The organism is Pseudomonas sp. D4-21 (genome assembly GCF_051132125.1).
Lineage (GTDB): Bacteria > Pseudomonadota > Gammaproteobacteria > Pseudomonadales > Pseudomonadaceae > Aquipseudomonas.
This window is the reverse complement of record NZ_CP071664.1, coordinates 4,950,086-4,967,745: the sequence shown is the minus strand read 5'-3', so window position 1 is coordinate 4,967,745 and position 17,660 is coordinate 4,950,086. Positions and strand designations below refer to the sequence as shown.

22 protein-coding genes are annotated in these 17,660 nt (G+C 63.2%); 13 read left to right on the top strand and 9 right to left on the bottom strand.

The features are described from left to right. Positions 1-104: 104 nt before the first annotated feature. The 5 genes from J3Q04_RS22425 to J3Q04_RS22405 form a co-directional block, all read right to left on the bottom strand. The gene (locus J3Q04_RS22425; RefSeq protein WP_434609271.1) at positions 105-803 is read right to left on the bottom strand and encodes an OmpW/AlkL family protein; all 699 of its coding nucleotides are present in this window, start codon (positions 801-803) and stop codon (positions 105-107) included. 137 nt (positions 804-940) lie between these two features. After that, positions 941-1,459: a DUF3299 domain-containing protein gene (locus tag J3Q04_RS22420; RefSeq protein ID WP_420767543.1), complete on the bottom strand. Its 519-nt coding sequence runs from the start codon at positions 1,457-1,459 to the stop codon at positions 941-943. 11 nt (positions 1,460-1,470) lie between these two features. Beyond that, positions 1,471-2,736 carry an ABC transporter permease gene (locus J3Q04_RS22415; protein ID WP_434609273.1) on the bottom strand — a complete coding sequence of 422 codons (1,266 nt, stop codon included), beginning with the start codon at positions 2,734-2,736 and terminating at the stop codon, positions 1,471-1,473. Between the two features lies 1 nt (position 2,737). Beyond that, on the bottom strand, positions 2,738-3,448 hold the full coding sequence (locus J3Q04_RS22410; RefSeq protein WP_434562066.1) for an ABC transporter ATP-binding protein: 711 nt from the start codon (positions 3,446-3,448) through the stop codon (positions 2,738-2,740). Positions 3,449-3,584: 136 nt separating this feature from the next. Beyond that, positions 3,585-4,181 carry a DUF2796 domain-containing protein gene (locus J3Q04_RS22405; RefSeq protein ID WP_434562068.1) on the bottom strand — a complete coding sequence of 199 codons (597 nt, stop codon included), beginning with the start codon at positions 4,179-4,181 and terminating at the stop codon, positions 3,585-3,587. 120 nt (positions 4,182-4,301) lie between these two features. Between J3Q04_RS22405 and J3Q04_RS22400 the strand changes: the two genes are divergently transcribed. After that, entirely contained in the window at positions 4,302-4,649 is a 348-nt protein-coding gene (locus J3Q04_RS22400) for a hypothetical protein (RefSeq protein ID WP_434562070.1), read from the top strand. Here the strand turns inward: J3Q04_RS22400 and trxA are convergent. The 3 genes from trxA to J3Q04_RS22385 form a co-directional block, all read right to left on the bottom strand. After that, complete coding sequence (gene trxA, locus J3Q04_RS22395) at positions 4,643-5,515, bottom strand: thioredoxin (RefSeq protein WP_434609276.1); 873 nt, start codon at positions 5,513-5,515, stop codon at positions 4,643-4,645. The genes J3Q04_RS22400 and trxA overlap by 7 nt on opposite strands. A 186-nt stretch (positions 5,516-5,701) precedes the next feature. Continuing rightward, a complete protein-coding gene (locus J3Q04_RS22390) occupies positions 5,702-6,361 on the bottom strand; it encodes a class I SAM-dependent methyltransferase (protein ID WP_420767549.1) in 660 nt (219 codons plus the stop codon). Next, complete coding sequence (locus J3Q04_RS22385) at positions 6,358-6,822, bottom strand: YbaY family lipoprotein (protein ID WP_420767550.1); 465 nt, start codon at positions 6,820-6,822, stop codon at positions 6,358-6,360. The genes J3Q04_RS22390 and J3Q04_RS22385 overlap by 4 nt, the downstream gene beginning before the upstream one ends. Positions 6,823-6,950: 128 nt before the next feature. Here J3Q04_RS22385 and nrdR point away from each other — a divergent pair, with 128 nt between their 5' ends. The 12 genes from nrdR to J3Q04_RS22325 all read left to right on the top strand — a co-directional run bounded on the left by nrdR (position 6,951) and on the right by J3Q04_RS22325 (position 15,611). After that, a complete protein-coding gene (gene nrdR, locus J3Q04_RS22380; RefSeq protein ID WP_013694316.1) occupies positions 6,951-7,415 on the top strand; it encodes a transcriptional regulator NrdR in 465 nt (154 codons plus the stop codon). Beyond that, positions 7,412-8,545 carry a bifunctional diaminohydroxyphosphoribosylaminopyrimidine deaminase/5-amino-6-(5-phosphoribosylamino)uracil reductase RibD gene (gene ribD / locus J3Q04_RS22375; protein WP_434609279.1) on the top strand — a complete coding sequence of 378 codons (1,134 nt, stop codon included), beginning with the start codon at positions 7,412-7,414 and terminating at the stop codon, positions 8,543-8,545. Before nrdR ends, ribD begins: the two co-directional genes overlap by 4 nt. A 46-nt stretch (positions 8,546-8,591) precedes the next feature. Then, the gene (locus J3Q04_RS22370; protein ID WP_420767552.1) at positions 8,592-9,254 is read left to right on the top strand and encodes a riboflavin synthase; all 663 of its coding nucleotides are present in this window, start codon (positions 8,592-8,594) and stop codon (positions 9,252-9,254) included. 16 nt (positions 9,255-9,270) lie between these two features. Next, entirely contained in the window at positions 9,271-10,362 is a 1,092-nt protein-coding gene (ribBA, locus tag J3Q04_RS22365) for a bifunctional 3,4-dihydroxy-2-butanone-4-phosphate synthase/GTP cyclohydrolase II (protein WP_420767553.1), read from the top strand. A gap of 89 nt (positions 10,363-10,451) precedes the next feature. Beyond that, complete coding sequence (ribH, locus tag J3Q04_RS22360) at positions 10,452-10,928, top strand: 6,7-dimethyl-8-ribityllumazine synthase (RefSeq protein WP_039594266.1); 477 nt, start codon at positions 10,452-10,454, stop codon at positions 10,926-10,928. Continuing rightward, on the top strand, positions 10,925-11,425 hold the full coding sequence (gene nusB / locus J3Q04_RS22355; RefSeq protein WP_039594265.1) for a transcription antitermination factor NusB: 501 nt from the start codon (positions 10,925-10,927) through the stop codon (positions 11,423-11,425). Before ribH ends, nusB begins: the two co-directional genes overlap by 4 nt. A gap of 22 nt (positions 11,426-11,447) precedes the next feature. Continuing rightward, positions 11,448-12,413, top strand: coding sequence for a thiamine-phosphate kinase (thiL, locus tag J3Q04_RS22350; protein ID WP_434609283.1), 966 nt, complete (start codon positions 11,448-11,450; stop codon positions 12,411-12,413). After that, positions 12,410-12,913 (top strand): phosphatidylglycerophosphatase A family protein, encoded by a 504-nt coding sequence (locus tag J3Q04_RS22345; protein ID WP_420767555.1) that lies wholly within the window; start codon positions 12,410-12,412, stop codon positions 12,911-12,913. Before thiL ends, J3Q04_RS22345 begins: the two co-directional genes overlap by 4 nt. Positions 12,914-12,924: 11 nt before the next feature. Further along, entirely contained in the window at positions 12,925-13,683 is a 759-nt protein-coding gene (locus J3Q04_RS22340) for a substrate-binding periplasmic protein (protein WP_420767556.1), read from the top strand. A gap of 109 nt (positions 13,684-13,792) precedes the next feature. Beyond that, positions 13,793-14,410: a GTP cyclohydrolase II gene (gene ribA, locus J3Q04_RS22335; protein ID WP_420767557.1), complete on the top strand. Its 618-nt coding sequence runs from the start codon at positions 13,793-13,795 to the stop codon at positions 14,408-14,410. Further along, a complete protein-coding gene (locus tag J3Q04_RS22330; protein WP_434609285.1) occupies positions 14,407-14,826 on the top strand; it encodes an MFS transporter in 420 nt (139 codons plus the stop codon). The genes ribA and J3Q04_RS22330 overlap by 4 nt, the downstream gene beginning before the upstream one ends. After that, complete coding sequence (locus tag J3Q04_RS22325; RefSeq protein WP_434562080.1) at positions 14,826-15,611, top strand: cobalamin-binding protein; 786 nt, start codon at positions 14,826-14,828, stop codon at positions 15,609-15,611. Before J3Q04_RS22330 ends, J3Q04_RS22325 begins: the two co-directional genes overlap by 1 nt. A 137-nt stretch (positions 15,612-15,748) precedes the next feature. Here the strand turns inward: J3Q04_RS22325 and J3Q04_RS22320 are convergent, their stop codons facing one another. Further along, positions 15,749-17,629 carry a TonB-dependent receptor domain-containing protein gene (locus J3Q04_RS22320; protein ID WP_434609287.1) on the bottom strand — a complete coding sequence of 627 codons (1,881 nt, stop codon included), beginning with the start codon at positions 17,627-17,629 and terminating at the stop codon, positions 15,749-15,751. Positions 17,630-17,660: the final 31 nt, after the last annotated feature.

Sequence of the window (17,660 nt, the reverse complement as noted above, 5' to 3'; positions counted from 1 at the left end):
GCTCGAGCGCGAAGCGGTCGCAAATTCGTCGGGCCTGCTTCGCAGTCCAGCGGGAGCAAGCTCCCTCGCCACGGGGTGTGTAGGCATGTCAATGTCGTGTGGGGTCAGAACTTGTAACCCAACCCAACCATGTAGACGAACGGGTCCACATCGACGTCCACTTTGGCCCGGGTACCGCCGGCCACGGCGTTGTTGTCGACATAGGCCGTGGTATCGATGTCGATGTAGCGGATCTGGCCGTTGATCATGATGTTGTCTGTCAGCATGTAGTCGGCACCGACTTGCCACGCCATGCCCCAGCTGTTTTTCGCGCGAAAGTTGCTGAATCCATTGGCGCTGGCTTCGCTGCCGACGTGTTCGTCATAGATCCAGGTGTAGTTGATGCCGGCGCCGACATAGGGTTGGAATGCCGACTTGGCGTCGAGCGGGTAGTAGACCATGCTCAGGGTCGGCGGCAGGTGCTTGAGGGTGCCGAGCTTGTTGTTGGCGGCGCCGAGTGCGGTGCCCTTGAGTTTCACGTCGTGCTCGAATGGCGAGGCCGCCAGCAATTCGATTCCCCAGTTGTTGGTGAGCATGTAGGCGAAGTTCAGGCCCAACTGTGTGTCGCTGCTCAGGGTCGCCTTACCGCCCAGGTCGGCGCCGGCCAGCGGGCCACGGTCGACCTTGACGCTGGAGCTGTCGGCGTCCGGGTTGACCGTGATCGCGCCGGCGCGAACGATGATGTCGCCGGCGGTATGGGCTTGGGCAAACGGCGCAGCGAGGGCTAGCGCGATGAGGGAGGCGCTGAGCAGAGACTTGTGCATGGGGGCTCCAGAAGGAATCGAAAATTGATGTCCCATGGTACGGAGCCGTCTGGTCCGGTCTTTTGACTCAGCTCAATGAAAAGGTGATGAAGCCCATCGCGAGCAAGCTATCGCAAAAACAACGCATCACTGCGGGGTCACTCCGGCAGTTCATAGACATAAATCTTTTGCGCCTCCATCTGATACCCGGCATCGGCCAGTTCACTGGTGGACGGCTTGACCTGCATCGGCCCTTCGACCCAGTACGGTTGGTACAGCTCGTCGAGCTTGACCCCGACTTCGCTTTTCACATGCACGATCTGGTTCGACGGCGGGGGCGGCACGTGGATGCAGGCGCCGAAATACGGCACCAGCAGGAAATCGGTGGTACGGCCTTCCTCGCTGACTTCCAGCGGCACGATATAACCGGGCAAGCGGATCTGCTGGCCATCGAGGGCCTTGACCACCGGGGCATTGGGCAGGTCCTGCTTGGCCGCCGGGGCGGATTCGGCGGCCAAGGCATCGCTCATCTTCGACAGGTCGTGCAGGGGCGTCATGTTCGGCACTTCCGGCGGCGCATCCGGTGGGATCATCTCCGACCAGGCCAGGTCCCTCGGCTCGGCCGCCCACAGCGGCAGGGAAACCATCATCAACAGCGCAAGCAGGGCGCGGGGCATTTTCAACGTCCTCATAAACGGATCGACAGGCCATCGGCCAACGATTGGCGATAGGCGCGCCAGGCCGGCACGCTGCCCATCAGCAGGGCGGCGACCAGAATGCCAGCCAGCAGCGCCCATTCATACTCGCTCGGCCAGGCCAATGGCAGGTACAAACCGTAGGCCGACTGCACATAACCCTGGGCGGCGGCGATGCCGATGTACAACAAGGCCAGCCCGGCGGTGACCCCGGCCAATGCCAGGGCGAAGGCTTCGAGTACCAGCAGGCTCGCGATATGCCAGGGCCGCGCGCCCACCGAACGCAGGATCGCCATCTCCCGGCGCCGCTCGTTGAGGCTGGTGAGAATCGCCGTGAGCATGCCGATCAAGCCAGTCAGCACGACGAACAGCGAGATCACGAACAAGGCTTTTTCCGCCGTGCCCATCAGGCTCCACAGTTCTTGCAGCGCCACGCCCGGCAGGATCGCCAGCAGCGGTTCGCCACGAAACTCATTGATCTCGCGTTGCAAGGCGAACGTGGAAATCTTGCTGTTGAGGCCAAGCATGAACGCGGTAATCGCTTTCGGCGTGAGGTCCATGTTGCGGGCCTGGTCGGCGCTGATGCGCCCATTGCCCTGGGCCGGCACGCCATTTTTCCAATCGATATGGATGGCCTCCATGCCGCCGAGGCTGATGTGCAGCGTGCGATCCACCGGCGTGCCAGTGCGCTTGAGAATCCCCACCACGGTAAAGGGTTTGTCGTCGTGCTTGACCAGGCTGATCGCCGCCACGCCGTGGGCCAGCACCAGCTTTTCCCCGAGTTTGTAATGGAGCGCCTCGGCCACTTCCGCGCCGAGCACCACTTCGAATGGGTCGGTGGCGAACGCGCGGCCATCGGCCAACGCCAGGTGTTGCCGGCGGCCGTACTGGTAATGCTCGAAGTAGGCCTCGGTGGTGCCCATCACCCGGTAACCGCGATGGGAGTCGCCAAGGGACATGGGGATCGCCCACTTCACTTTCGGGTTGTTGGCGAACTGCTCGAAGCTGTCCCAGCGGATGTTGTTGGTGGCGTTGCCGATGCGAAACACCGAGTACAACAACAGATTCACGGAGCCGGAGCGGGCGCCGACGATCAGGTCGGTGCCGCTGATGGTGCTGGCGAAGCTGGCCCGCGCCTCGGTGCGCACTCGCTCCACCGCGAGCAACAGGCACACCGAGAGGGCAATGGCAAAAGCGGTAAGGATCGCGGTGAAGCGACGGTTCGCCAGGCTGGCCATGGCTAGACGGAGCAAATACATCTCAGACCTCGAGTGGCTTGGCGGCGCGATTCAGATCGGCCAGCGAGAGGTGACGGTCGAACAGCGGCGCCAGGCTCTGGTCGTGACTGACGAACAACAGGCTCGACCCGGCTTCGCGGCATTCGGCGAACAGCAGACGCAGGAAGTTTTCCCGGGCGTCGTAGTCCAGGGCTGAGGTCGGTTCGTCGGCGATCACCAGTTCCGGTTGGCCGATCAAGGCCCGAGCGGCGGCGACCCGTTGTTGTTGGCCGATGGACAGCGAGTCGGCCCGGCGCTCCAGCAGGTTCGTATCGTTCAGCCCCAGGTGGGCCAACAATGTGGCGGCGGCTTGATCGACACTCCCGTGGCGCTGGATGGCCCGTTGCGCGCGCAATTTCGAGAAATGGCAAGGCAGTTCGACGTTCTCGCGCACCGAGAGAAACGGCAGCAGGTTGAACTGCTGGAAGATGTAGCCGGTGTGGTCCACGCGAAAGCGGTCGCGGCTGCCCGCGCCCAATTCGGTGAGCTCCTGGCCAAGCAGGCGGATGCTGCCGCGATCCGGCGTTTGCACACCGCCCAACAGCCCCAGCAAGGTGGTCTTGCCGCTGCCGCTCGGCCCTTTGAGGAACAAGGTTTCGCCGGCATCCAGGCGAAACGCCGGGATGTCCAGCAGTGGCGGATGCCCGGGCCAGCTGAAGCCCAGGTCGGACAGTTCGATGAGTGCTTGGGTCATATCGCCGGTTTTTCAGGTTAACGGGAATTCCTGTGGGAGCGAGCCTGCTCGCGAATGCGGTGAGTCAGTCAACATCGGTTTGGATGTGCCGGCGCCTTCGCGAGCAGGCTCGCTCCCACATGGTTTTTGCGGTGAATCAGAATTTCAACGCTGGCGCCTTGGCCGTCACTTCCACGCCTTGCTGGCCGCTCGGGCTGATCAGTTGTACCTGAATTTTCTGCGTGGCCGGGAAGGTTTTGAACAGTGTCGCCAGATCCAGGTTCTTCAAGGCGCCAGGGGCCGTGCAAGTGAATTGATAGTCGGCGTGGATCTCGCTGTGTTCGCCATGGTGCTCGTCGCCATCTGCCTCTTCGTCGTGGTCTTCGTGGTCCGGCTCATCACCGAACAACGGGCTTTCCAATTCCTGCTGGGCCACGGTGCACTTGGCGGCGGCCGGCAGGTTGAACAACGCCAGGGGTTTATCCAGCTGCGCCCGCACGGCGGCGACCTTGGCTTTGTCGGCATCGCTGCTGGCGGCGTGTTCGAAGCCCACCAGGTTCATCGCCGGGCTTTCCAATTCCAATTCCAGGGTCTGGCCATCCAGGGCCGCATTCAACCGGGCGACGCCGTGCTCATGGGCGCCCAGGCTGCCGTGCTCGTGATCATGCTCATGATCGTGGTCATGCTCCACCGCCGCGTGAGCGACAGCCAATGGCAGCAGGGCGAATGGCAGGGCAAGAAGCAAACGACGCATGACGAATCTCCAGAAAGGTTATGTAATCTTATAACGATAGTGCGAGGAGTTTGACCATCTGCTTGGCGTCGCGCAAGGCCCATGGGAGCATGGGCAGATGAAATCTTCAGGAGCACGCTGATGTTGCGGATACGCGGGACGGTCGGTGATTGGCCGGTGGACTTGACGATAGAGATGGATGAAGGCGACTGGGCGCAGCTCGGCGCGCGGTTGCAAGTGGCCAAGTCCGAAGGCGCGGCGGCGGCGCCCGCCAAGTCGACGAATCAGGATGACGCCCAGTGGCAGATCGCCCGGGAGTTGTTGCGCAAGGCCGGGCAACTGAGCGGCCCGGACTTGCTCGAACAGCTTGAGGGCCTGACCGGCAGCACCTCGTCAGGCAAGCGCTTGCTGGTGCGCCTGCGCCACAGCGCCGAGGTCAAGGTGCTGAGCGGCGGGGATACGCCGCTCTATAGCTGGATCGGTCAGTAAAGCGCGGCGAACAGCTTGCGACGGTAGGTCGTCACCAGCGGGTGATCGTTGCCCAGCAGTTCGAACACTTGCAGCAAGGTTTTATGGGGCAGGCCTTCGCTGTAGCTGCGATTGCGGATGAACAACTTGAGCAGCGCCTCGAGCGCTGGCTCGTACTGCTGGCGCGCCAGTTGCTGGATCGCCAGTTGATACACCGCCTCGTCGTCCTGAGGATCTTTCGCCAGCCGCGCCTTGAGGTCGGCGGCGTCCGGCAGATCCTTGGCCAGGCCGAGAAACTGGATCTGCGCCTTGGCGCCAGCCAGTGCGGCCTTGTGTTCATCGCTTTTCACGGCGTCGAGCACTGTTTGTGCCTCGCCCAGCTCGCCGCGCTCGGTCAGGCAACGTGCGTAAAGGATCAGCGCCTTGGCGTTGGTGTTGTCTTCGCCCAGCAACACGGTGAGCACGGCTTCGGCATCGGCGAAGCGGCCCTCATCGAACAGCGCCTGGGCCTGTTCGAAAGGGTCGGCTGCGGCTGGAGGCGGCATCTGCACATGGGGTTCGAGCATTGCCCGCACCGCCGATTCCGGTTGAGCCCCGGCGAAGCCGTCCACCGGCTGGCCGTCCTTGAACAGCACCACGGTCGGCAGGCTGCGAATGCCGAAGCGGGCGACGATGTCTTGCTCGACGTCGCAGTTGACCTTGGCCAGCAGCAGTTCGCCCCGATAGCTCTCGGCGATACCTTGCAACATGGGCATCAGTGCCTTGCAGGGCGCACACCACTCGGCCCAGAAATCCACCAGCACCGGTTTTTGAAAAGAGTTGGCGATCACCGACTGGTCGAAATCGGCCGTGGTGGCGTCGAAGATGTAAGACGTGTCCTGGGTCATGGGGAATCTCGTAGAACGCTTGAATGGGGCAACTATACGGCTTGGTGGGGGTGGCTGAAAGCGGGGGCTTGCGGCGCCTGATAGACCGCTATCGCGAGCAGGCTCGCTCCCACCGTGTTTTATGCTGCCTGCATTTTTCATGAACTGAACAAAGTTCTATGTGGGAGCGAGCCTGCTCGCGATGCTTTAAGACAAGCGCCGCGCGTGGTACAGGCTCACATGCCGAAACTCCTCCGGCTCAGCCAGGTCCGGCAAGGTCATGGCCTCGAGCATTTCGATGCGTCGGTACAGCGGATGCTGGAAGTCCCGCACCCGGGAATCCGCCACCAGTGCCTCGCGGCCACGGCTGAGGAACTGGTCCAGCAGCGGCAGGTTCGCCCGGTCGTAGAGCACGTCGGCGACGAGGATCAGATCGAAGCGATCAGCCTCGGCGAAAAAATCCGTCGAATAACCCAACGTCACGCCGTTAAGCACTGCATTGGCCTGGCACGCGGCAAGCGCCAGCGGATCCAGGTCGCAGGCCACCACTTCCAGCGCCCCGGCTTTGACCGCCGCAATGCCCGCCACGCCGGAGCCGGCACCGAAATCCAGCACTCGCTTGCCCTCGACCCATTGTGGCTGTTCGGCCAGATAGCGCGCCATCGCCAGGCCGCTGGCCCAGCAGAAGCTCCAATACGGCGGCTCGTGGAGGATGCGCCGGGTTTCTTCCGGGCTGAAGGCTCGGTCCATGTTGTCGCCGTCGATCAACCACAGCTTCAAGTCTGTGTCCGGCAGCGCACAGGCCACCAAACGTGCATCGCCAAGTAACTCGTCCAGCGCTTGTTGCAGGTCCTGCGGTGGCCTCATGGCGCTTTGACGAATTGCAGGACGCCCAGCGCCTGGGTGGTCGGTTGGCTGATGCGTTGCTCCGGCAGGTGCAGGATCAACTGGCCCGACTGGCTGGCCCGGCCGCGCAATTCCACGCGGGCGCCAACGGGGAAGGCTTCGGGGTTGAAGCGCAGGCGGAAGGGCAGTGCCTGGTTGGTGCCGATCAGGCTGGAACTGGCGAGCAATTGCTGCGGGCGATCCTTGTCATCGATCACCAGCAGCGCCAGTTCCACCTCGGCCCCTGCCGGCACGCCTTGCAAGGTACCGCTCAGTTCTCGCTGATGCGCCGGCAGTGGCCCAAGCTCGGTGGCTTGGCGGGCCTTTTCCTGAGCCTGTTTTGGCGCGGGCGCCGGGGCTGGCGCGGCGGGTTTCGGGGCGTCGCTGCTGCACGCCATCAGCAGGCTGAAGAGACTGAGCAGAACAATGGATCGTAGCGGCATGGGTGGCTCCAGCAAGGTGAATTCGATGGATCTGGCGTTAAGCCCGTCTGTATACCGTAAACCCTATGGCTTGTCTTGCCAGTGGGATGCGCTACCATGGCCCTCCCTTTTTTTGTTGCCTGCCCACCATGCACTGTCCCTTCTGCGGTGCCAACGACACCAAAGTCATCGACTCGCGACTGGTCGCCGAGGGCGAACAGGTCCGCCGCCGCCGCGAATGCCTGGCCTGCGGCGAACGTTTCACGACGTTCGAGACCGCTGAACTGGTGTTGCCGCGCCTGATCAAGACCGACGGCAGTCGCCAGCCGTTCGATGAAGAAAAACTGCGCGCCGGCATGCAGCGCGCCCTGGAAAAACGCCCGGTGAGCGTCGAACGCCTGGAAGCCGCGCTGGTGCACATCAAGCACAAGCTGCGGGCGACCGGCGAGCGCGAGGTCAAATCCCTGGTGGTCGGCGAGCTGGTGATGGCCGAGCTGCAGAAGCTCGATGAAGTGGCCTACATCCGTTTCGCCTCTGTGTACCGGCGTTTCCAGGACCTCAATGAGTTCCGCGAGGAAATCGACCGCCTGGCCCGCGAGCCGGTGAAAGAATGACCAGCCCGGCGCAACAAGCCGTCCTCGACGCCCATTACATGGCCCGCGCCCTGGAATTGGCGCGACGCGGTCACTACACGACCCATCCCAACCCACGGGTGGGTTGCGTGATCGTGCGGGACGGCGAAGTCGTCGGCGAAGGCTGGCACATCCGCGCTGGCGAACCCCATGCCGAAGTCCATGCCCTGCGCGCCGCCGGTGAAAATGCCCGGGGCGCCACGGCCTACGTGACCCTCGAACCGTGCAGCCACCATGGGCGCACACCGCCCTGTGCCGATGCGTTGGTCACCGCCGGGGTGGCGCGGGTGGTGGCCGCGATGCAAGACCCGAACCCGGAAGTCGCCGGGCGCGGCCTGCAGCGGCTGGCCCAGGCCGGCATCGCCACAGAAAGCGGCGTGCTGGAAGGCGAAGCGCGCAAGCTCAATGAAGGTTTCCTCAAACGCATGGAACATGGCCTGCCGTTCGTGCGGGTCAAGCTCGCCATGAGCCTTGATGGGCGCACCGCCATGGAGAGTGGCGAGAGCCAGTGGATCACCGGCCCCGCCGCGCGCTCGGCGGTACAACGCCTGCGGGCCCAGGCCAGCGTGGTGCTGACCGGCGCCGATACGGTGCTGGCGGACAATGCCCGGCTGACCGTGCGTGCCGACGAGCTCGGGCTGGACGCCGAGCAGACCGCGCTGTCCATGAGCCGTCCGCCGCTGCGGGTGCTGGTGGACGGCCGCTTGCGAGTGCCGCTGGATGCGCCGTTTTTCAGGGCGGGCCCGGCGCTCGTCGCTACCTGCATGGCGGTGGAAGAACAGTACGCCAACGGCCCCGAATGCATGATCGTGGCGGGTGACGACGGTCAGGTCGATCTGCGCCGCCTGTTGGCGGAGTTGGCGGCCCGAGGCGTCAACGAAGTGTTGGTGGAAGCCGGGCCGCGCCTGGCGGGAGCCTTTGCCCGTCAGGGCTTGGTGGACGAGTTCCAGATTTTCATCGCCGGCAAGTTTCTGGGCTCCTCGGCGCGACCGCTGCTGGACTGGCCGCTGGCGCAGATGAAGGACGCCGCGCCGCTGAAAATCACCGAAATCCGCGCCGTGGGCGATGACTGGCGAGTCATCGCCGTTCCCGTTTCATCGGCCAGCGTATAATTCCCGGCTTTCGCTCAAGCGGCGGCCCGTTCTCGAGGAGGACTCCATGTTTACCGGCATCATCGAATCCATCGGCAGTATCCGCGCACTCACCCCCAAGGGCGGCGATGTGCGGGTGCATGTCGAAACCGGCAAGCTCGACCTGAGCGACGTCAAGTTGGGCGACAGCATCGCCGTGAACGGCGTCTGCCTGACTGCCGTCGAGCTGCCCGGCAATGGCTTCCTGGCTGACGTCAGCCGCGAAACCCTCGACTGTACCGCGATGAACGATCTCAAGAGTGGCAGCCCGGTCAACCTGGAAAAAGCCCTGACGCCGACCACGCGCCTCGGCGGGCACCTGGTCAGCGGCCACGTCGACGGTGTCGGCGAAGTGGTCTCGCGTACCGATAACGCCCGGGCCGTGGAGTTTCGTATCCGGGCCCCGAAAGAGCTGGCCAAGTACATCGCCCATAAAGGCTCGATCACCGTCGATGGCACCAGCCTGACGGTCAACGCGGTGGACGGCGCTGAGTTCATGCTGACGATCATCCCCCATACCCTGAGCGAAACCATCATGGCCTCGTACCGGCCTGGTCGTCGGGTCAACCTGGAGGTCGACCTGCTGGCCCGCTATCTGGAGCGTCTGCTGCTGGGCGACAAGGCCGCGGAGCCAGCAGCCGGCAATATCACTGAAAGCTTTCTGGCCGCTAACGGCTACCTCAAATCCTGACCCAAGGGGGTGCCGCGTGGCGCTCAATAGCATCGAAGAACTGGTTGAAGACATCCGCCAAGGCAAGATGGTCATCCTCATGGATGACGAAGACCGCGAGAACGAAGGCGACCTGATCATGGCCGCCGAATGCTGCAAGGCCGAACACATCAACTTCATGGCCAAGCACGCCCGTGGCCTGATCTGCATGCCGATGACCCGCGAACGCTGCGAGCTGCTGAAGCTGCCGCTGATGGCGCCGCGCAATGGCTCGGGCTTCGGCACCAAGTTCACCGTGTCCATCGAGGCCGCCGAGGGCGTGACCACCGGTATCTCCGCCGCTGACCGCGCGCGCACCGTACAAGCGGCCGCGGCCGCCGACGCCAAGGCCGAAGACATCGTCAGCCCCGGCCACATCTTCCCGTTGATGGCCCAGGCCGGCGGCACCCTGGCCCGCGCCGGCCATACCGAGGCGGCGTGCGACCTGGCGCGCATGGCCGGCTTCGAGCCCGCCGGCGTCATCTGCGAAGTGATGAACGACGACGGCACCATGTCCCGTCGCGCCGAGCTGGAAGCGTTCGCCGCCGAGCACAACATCAAGATCGGCACCATCGCCGACCTGATTCACTACCGAATGATCCACGAACGTACCGTTCAGCGGATTTCCGAGCAGCCGCTGGACAGCGAACTGGGCCAGTTCAACCTGGTGACCTACCGCGACTCGGTGGAAGGCGACGTGCACATGGCGCTGACCCTGGGCACTGTTTGTGCTGAAGAGCCGACTCTGGTCCGCGTGCATAACATGGACCCTCTGCGCGACCTGCTGATGGTCAAGCAACCGGGCCGCTGGAGCCTGCGCGCGGCCATGGCCGCCGTGGCCGAGGCGGGCAGCGGCGTGGTGCTGTTGCTGGGACATCCACTCGATGGTGACGTGCTGTTGGCCCACATCCGTGAGACCACCGAGCAGCAACCGGTGAAAAAACCGACCACCTACAGCATTGTCGGCGCCGGTTCGCAGATCCTGCGCGACCTGGGCGTGCGCAAGATGCGTCTGATGAGCGCGCCGATGAAATTTAATGCGATATCCGGTTTCGACCTGGAAGTTGTAGAATACGTGCCCTCCGAATAATGGCCCGGGATTTCCCGCCCTGTATTCGTGGCTAATATCACTGAGGAGCGCGTATCGAACGTGCTCCGGCTCTTTAAGAGATCTGACGAATGACCCTGAAGACCATCGAAGGTACCTTCATCGCCCCCAAGGGCCGCTACGCGCTGGTAGTCGGCCGTTTCAACAGCTTTGTGGTTGAAAGCCTGGTCGACGGCGCGGTGGATGCGCTGGTTCGCCATGGCGTGAGCGAAGGCGACATCACCATCATCCGTGCGCCTGGCGCCTTCGAAATCCCGCTGGTTGCGCAGAAAGTCGCCCAAAAGGGCGAATTTGCGGCAATCATCGCCCTCGGTGCGGTCATTCGTGGCGGTACTCCGCACTTCGAATACGTGGCCGGCGAATGCACCAAGGGCCTGGCCCAGGTGTCCATGGAGTTCGGCGTGCCGGTCGCTTTCGGCGTGCTGACCGTTGATTCCATCGAGCAAGCCATCGAACGTTCCGGCACCAAGGCCGGTAACAAAGGTGCCGAAGCTGCCTTGTCCGCCCTGGAAATGGTCAGCCTGCTGGCGCAGTTGGAGGCCAAGTGATTAGCGACGAGAGCGATCGTTTCAACCCGCGCGATCCAAAGCCTGCGGACGCCGGCAAGCCTTCGAAAAGCGTCAAGCGCCGCGAAGCCCGTCAGCTCGCGACCCAGGCCCTGTATCAGTGGCATATGGCCAAGCAATCGCTGAACGAGATCGAAGCGCAGTTTCGCGTCGATAACGATTTCAGTGATGTCGATGGTGCGTACTTCCGCGAGATCCTGCACGGCGTCCCCGCCCACAAGACTGAAATCGACAACGCACTGGCACCTTGCCTGGACCTGACCATCGATGAGCTGGACCCAGTCGAGCTCGCCGTGTTGCGCTTGTCCACCTGGGAGCTGATGCAGCGCGTCGACGTGCCGTACCGCGTGGTAATCAACGAAGGGATCGAGCTGGCGAAAGTCTTCGGTTCCACCGACGGCCACAAGTTCGTCAACGGTGTGCTCGACAAGCTCGCCCCGCGCCTGCGTGAAGCCGAAGTGAAGGCGTTCAAGCGCTGATTGGCGTTTGTGACGACTGACTATGGGTGAATTCGAGCTGATCCGTAACTACTTCGCCGCTGCGCCATGCGCGCAGGGCGGCGAGGGCGTTGCGCTGGGGATCGGCGACGACTGCGCCTTGCTGGCCGTCCCTCCCGGGGAACAGCTGGCGGTTTCCACCGACACGCTGGTCGCCGGTGTGCATTTCCCGGATCCTTGCGATCCGTTCCTGCTCGGCCAGCGCTCGCTGGCCGTGGCGGTCAGTGACTTGGCCGCCATGGGCGCGAGCCCTTTCGCCTTTACCCTTGCCCTGACCTTGCCGATGGTTGCCGCCGATTGGCTGCAAGCCTATGCCCAGGGTTTGAGTCAGATGGCCCGGGCATGCGGCGTGGCGTTGGTGGGCGGCGATACCACGCGGGGGCCCCTGAGCCTGACCCTGACCGTGTTCGGCCGCGTCCCGTCCAGCCAGGCCTTGACCCGCGGCGGCGCGCAGCCCGGCGATCTGCTGTGTGTCGGCGGTGAGCTGGGCAATGCCGCCGGCGCGTTGCCGCTGGTCCTCGGCCAGCGCAGCGCTGCGCCTGCAGTCGCCGATCCATTGCTGGGCCATTACTGGGCGCCGCGACCGCAGATCGACCTCGGCCTGGCACTGCGGGGCAAGGCCAGCGCGGCGATGGACATTTCCGACGGCCTGCTGGCCGACTGTGGGCATATCGCGCTGGCGTCCGGCGTGGCGTTGACGGTTGAACGTGACCGGCTTCCGCTGTCCAATGCACTTCTGGCGTTGCTCGGCCCGTCAGGCGCGCAACACGCCGCCCTGAGTGGTGGGGACGACTATGTATTGCTGTTCACCCTGCCGTCGGTCCGATTGTCGGCACTTCTGGCCGAAGGCTGGCCGATCCATGTGGTCGGCAGTGTCACGCAGGGGCAGGGCGTCATGCTGGTTGACGACCTCGGGCGCGACATCACCCCGCAAACACGGGGCTATCAACATTTTGGGGAGACACCGTGACAGATCATCCCAACCAGGTACCGGCCGAATTCGTTCCGCCCTCGGTCTGGCGCAATCCCTGGCATTTCCTGGCGTTCGGCTTCGGTTCGGGTACCTTGCCCAAGGCGCCGGGCACCTGGGGCTCGCTGGTTGCGCTACCCTTTATACCGTTGTGGCAGATGTTGCCGGATTGGGGCTACTGGCTGATGCTGGGCATCACCATGCTGTTCGGCTTCTGGCTGTGCGGCAAAGTGGCGGATGACCTGCGGGTACACGACCACGAAGGCATCGTCTGGGACGAAATGGTCGGCATGTGGATCACCTTGTGGCTGGTGCCTGAAGGTTGGCAATGGCTGTTGGCCGGTTTCCTGGTGTTCCGCTTCTTCGATATCCTCAAGCCATGGCCGATCCGCTGGATCGACCGGAAGGTACACGGGGGTGTCGGCATCATGCTCGACGACGTGTTGGCCGGCGTTTTTGCCTGGCTTGCAATGCAAGGGTTGGTGTGGTGTTTCACCTGAGGGAATGAGGCATGGGCGTAAGCCGCGCACTTTTGCTGTTGCTGTGTATCGGAGCGTTGTTCGGCGTTCGGGTGGCCGAGTCGGCGCCGCTGCCCGGCAAGATTCGCGCCGCCAGTGAAGAGTGGGCCGATTACACACAGGCCGATGGGCAGGGCATGGGGTGGGAGCTTTTGCGCGCGGTATTCGAGCCTGAAGGCGTCAAGCTGGAAACCCGTAGCGTGCCCTACACGCGCTCGATCGGGTTGGTGCAGCGCGGCGAGGTCGATGTGCAGGTCGGCGCCTATCGGAATGAGTCCGCAGGAGTGCTTTACCCAAAGTGGCACTACGATGTTGATCATATCTATGCCCTCGGGCTGGCCTCCAAGCCGTCCCCAACGTTAGCCACCATCGGCAACTATCGACTGGTGTGGATGCGCGGCTACGAGTACGACAACTACCTGCCCAACGTACGACGTTTCAACGAAATTCATCGCGCCGTGGGAATTCTGCCGATGCTGGCCCATGACCGTGCCGATTTTTATATCGATGCTTCCATGGAGATCGAGGAGGTGCTCGCCAAGGCCGACGATCCGCAGCAATTCAAGATGTCGCCGCTGATCAATCTACCGCTGTACCTGGGCTTCGCCGACAACGAAAACGGTCGCGTGCTGCGTGCGCTGTTCGACCGACGCATGGAAGTGTTAGTGAAGAGCGGTGAGCTGAAACCGATTTTCGAGCGTTGGAATCAACCCTATCCCTTCGACGAGCACGGCAAACCACCGAAGTTGTGATCAAATTTTTTGATGGTTATGCGTGATAATTCAGCCTAAGCGCCCATCGGATCGTGCTGTTACAATGCCCGCCTCTGCGAATCTCCAGTACTAGATCAGGAGCACACCGGTGCCTGTCGTTTTTGTTGCCGCTTCCAAGCTGCCAACGCCTTTTGCTCAATTCACCATGCATGGTTTTCTCGATGAAGCCACCGGTCGCGAGCACGTCGTGCTGAGCCTGGGTGATTTCGCCGACGGCGCTCCGGTACTCGGTCGCCTGCACTCCGAATGCCTGACGGGCGATGCGTTGTTCAGCCAGCGCTGTGATTGCGGCTCGCAGCTTGAAGCCGCGCTGCAAGCCATCGCCCGTGAAGGTCGCGGCGTGCTGCTGTATTTGCGCCAGGAAGGGCGCGGCATTGGCCTGTTGAACAAGATCCGTGCCTATGAATTGCAAGACGGCGGGGCCGACACCGTGGAAGCCAACGAGCGCCTCGGCTTCGCCGCCGATTTGCGCGATTACAGCATCTGCCTGCCGATGCTGGAACACCTGGGCGTCAAGGCCTTGCGGTTGATGACCAACAACCCGCGCAAGGTCAAGGCACTGACCGACATGGGCATCGCGGTGGCTGAACGCGTGCCGCTGCACACCGGCCACAACCCTCACAACAAGCTCTACCTGGCGACCAAAGCCAGCAAACTCGACCACATGATGGGCAACGAGCACCAGGGCGAGGTCGACCGGGCGTGACGCGCGGCCAGGTTCGGCGGCGGCTGGCCGTCAGTTGGTGGCAGTACCTGGCGCTGGCCTTGCTGCCATTATTTGTGATCAACACGGTATTTGGTCAGGGCGAGGCGATCCTGCCGGTGCTGGCGATGCCGCTGTTCATCGCCGGCGTGGCGTCGATGTTTGTCAGCCTGCGGTTTTTCGGCGGCTATAAAAACGCCCTGATCGCCACGCATAAATCCCTCGATACGCCTGGAGAACCCGAGGCCTGGATCACCCTGGCAGCCCGGCGTCGTGCAGCTTTCCTGGTGGCAGGCCTGCCGGCCTGGATTGGCGCGTTGGCGGTATTCGTCGGCCTCGAAGCGGTGCCGCTGATGCTGTTGGCGTTATCCACCGCCGTGCTGTTCTACCTGTATCGCATCCCGCGTCAGCTCGGTTGATGCGTCTCTGGCTGGCGGTCCTCCTGCTGGCCGCCAGCGCCTCGACGATGGCGGCTTCGCGCGTTGTCAGCCTGGCGCCCTCGCTTTCTGAAATAGTCGTTGAGCTGGACTCCGCTGACCTGCTGGTGGGTGTGTTGGACGGTGGTGAACGTCCGCCGGCCCTCAAAGAGCTGCCTTCCGTTGGGCGTTACGGCCAACTGGATATGGAGCGCCTGCTCAGCCTCAAGCCCGATCTGCTCCTGCTTTGGCCAGGCAGCGTGGGCCCGGCCCAGCGCCAGCAGCTCAAGGCGTTGGGCATCCCGATCTACATCGCCGAGCCCCACGATCTCGATCAACTCATTACGCAAATTCAAGATATAGCCACCCAACTCGGCCGCCCGGAGCGGGGCGTGCAGCGAGCGGCGCAACTGCGCCAGCGCCTGGAGGCGCTACGCCAACGCTACCGACGGGAGAGGCCTGTGCCGGTGTTCTATCAGGTCTGGGACCGGCCGCTGTATACCGTCGGCGGTGGGCAGATCATCAGTGACGCCTTGGCGATATGCGGCGCGCGCAATGTGTTCGCCGACCTGAGCGTACCGGCGCCGCAAGTGAGTGTGGAATCGGTACTGCAGCGCCAACCGCAGATGATCCTCGCCACGGATCAGGCACAGCTCGATGCCTGGAAAGCCTGGCCGGTGGCGCAGGGGCGACTTTTGCTGGTGGATGACAAAGGGCTGGAGCGGCCCAGTGGGCAGATGATCGAGGCGACAGCGCGGCTGTGCGGGTTGATTGCGCCCGACCGGTAGACCGCGGTGCCTTCAATCGCGAGCAAGCTCGCACCCACAAGGATTCGTAGCGCCGCTGATTTTGGATTCACATCGAATCAAATTGTGGGAGCGAGCCTGCTCGCGATGGGGTCGGCCCAGGCACAACAGATTCTGGATCAAAATTCCGGGGTCCAGGTCACCCCAAACAACCACGCCCGACCCTCCTCCCGATACCCGTGCTGCAACACCCCATGGCTATACAGCGCCCGGCTGTAACCTTTGTCCAACAGATTATCCACCTTCATCTCCAACTTCACTTCCCGGCTCAGCGCCCAACTGCCGCGCAACCCGAGCAGGGCATAGCCGCTCAGGGCATTGCGGTTGTTTTCGTCGTCATAGCTGCTGCTCACCGCTTGCCAGGTGGCGCCGAAACCCAGGCGATCGAATTGTCGGTCCAGGTCCAGGCTCAACGTGCGACGAGCGCGGCGGGCCAGGGTGTGGCCGCTGTCACGGTCCCGTGGGTCGATGAAGGTCAGGCCCAGGTTGCCCTGCCAACCGAACAATTCCTGCCGCAAGGCCGCTTCGAAACCATTGATCCGCGCCGACGCAACGTTCTGCGGGCGTGAGCCGCTGCCGAAGATGATCGCGTCCTCCAGGTCCGTGCGGTACAGCGAAGCCTCCAGGCGGGCGCTGTCGCTAAGTTGGCTGCGCCATTGCACTTCGTAGCTCTTGGCCGTTTCGGGTTTCAGGTCTGGGTTGCTGAAGTCCGGGTAATACAAGTCGTTGAATGTGGGGGCGCGAAAGCTTTCGCTGTAGGTCAGCAATACGTCGTTGTCCGAGTTCACTGGCAAGGTGAAGGTGCCGCTCCAACTGTTCTGGCCACCAAATTGCTGGTTCTGGTCGCGGCGCAGGCCCAACTCTGTCGAGAAGGTTTCGGCCTGGAAGCGATGCTGGATAAACGCCGCGCGGTTCCAGCGGCTGTCTTCCTCGAACGGCGTGCTGCTATTGACCCGGTCTTGATACCAGTCGCCGCCCACGATCAGGCTGTTGCGCTCGTCCAGTGTCACGTCGTTCTGCCAATTCACCGAATCGCGGTAGGTGTTGAAGACTTCGCGAACATCACTGAGCTTGTCGAACGTTTTCTCACGGTTCTCGCTGTGGCTCAGTTCGAGGCGGGACGTCCAGGCGTCGTTGATCCGAGCGTCCGCGTAACTGCTGAAACTGCTCACCGCAAACTCGCTGTACGGCTGCTGGGGCAAGGACTCGAAGGTGCTGGGGTCGAAGCGGCCGAACGGGTTGTCGTATTCACTTTTGCCACGGTTATCCAGCAGGTTCAGGCCGAGCTCCAGATCGTCGTTGGCGGCATGGCTCAAGCTCAGGCTGAAGGACCGGTTGCGGTTGGCGTCGGCGTCTCGGTCGCTGGCGTAGGACTCGTGGGTCCGATTGCTTCCTGCGGTTTCGTCCAGGCTGGCGCCGAGGTTGAAACGCGTCTGCTCGTCGCCTCCGGACATGCCCACGCTGCGCTCCCAGGTCTGGTGGCTGCCAATACCCAGGCGCAGGCGTGGTCGCAGCCCTTGATCGTTGCCGCGCCGTGTGAAGATCTGGATCACCCCGCCCACCGCATCGGCGCCGTAGATCACCGAGCGCGAGCCACGCAACACTTCTACCCGCTCGATCTGGTTGATATTCAGGCGTTGCAGGTTGCTGTCGCCAGAGGTGGCGTTGCCGATGCGCTGGCCGTCCACCAACACCAGGCTCTGGGCCGACTTGGTGCCGCGGATGTAAATCCCCGGCAGGCTGCCGCGCCCGCCCAATGGCGCCACTTGCACGCCCGGCACGCGGCTGAGCAAGTCGGTGACACTGGCCGGTTGCAGGCGGTCGATGTCGTCACGGGTGAATACCGTGTTGGCGGCGCTGCTGTCGTTGCGGGCCTCTACCTGGCGGTTGGCGCTGATGAGGATGTCGGGCAGCTTGAGGGCTTGGTCGCGTTCGAAGGTATTGGCCAGCAGGTCGGGGGTGGGGAGCAGGGCGAGGGCGAGGGCGAGGCGGCGTTTCATCGGTGTTCCATGATTTCGTGGTCCACACAGA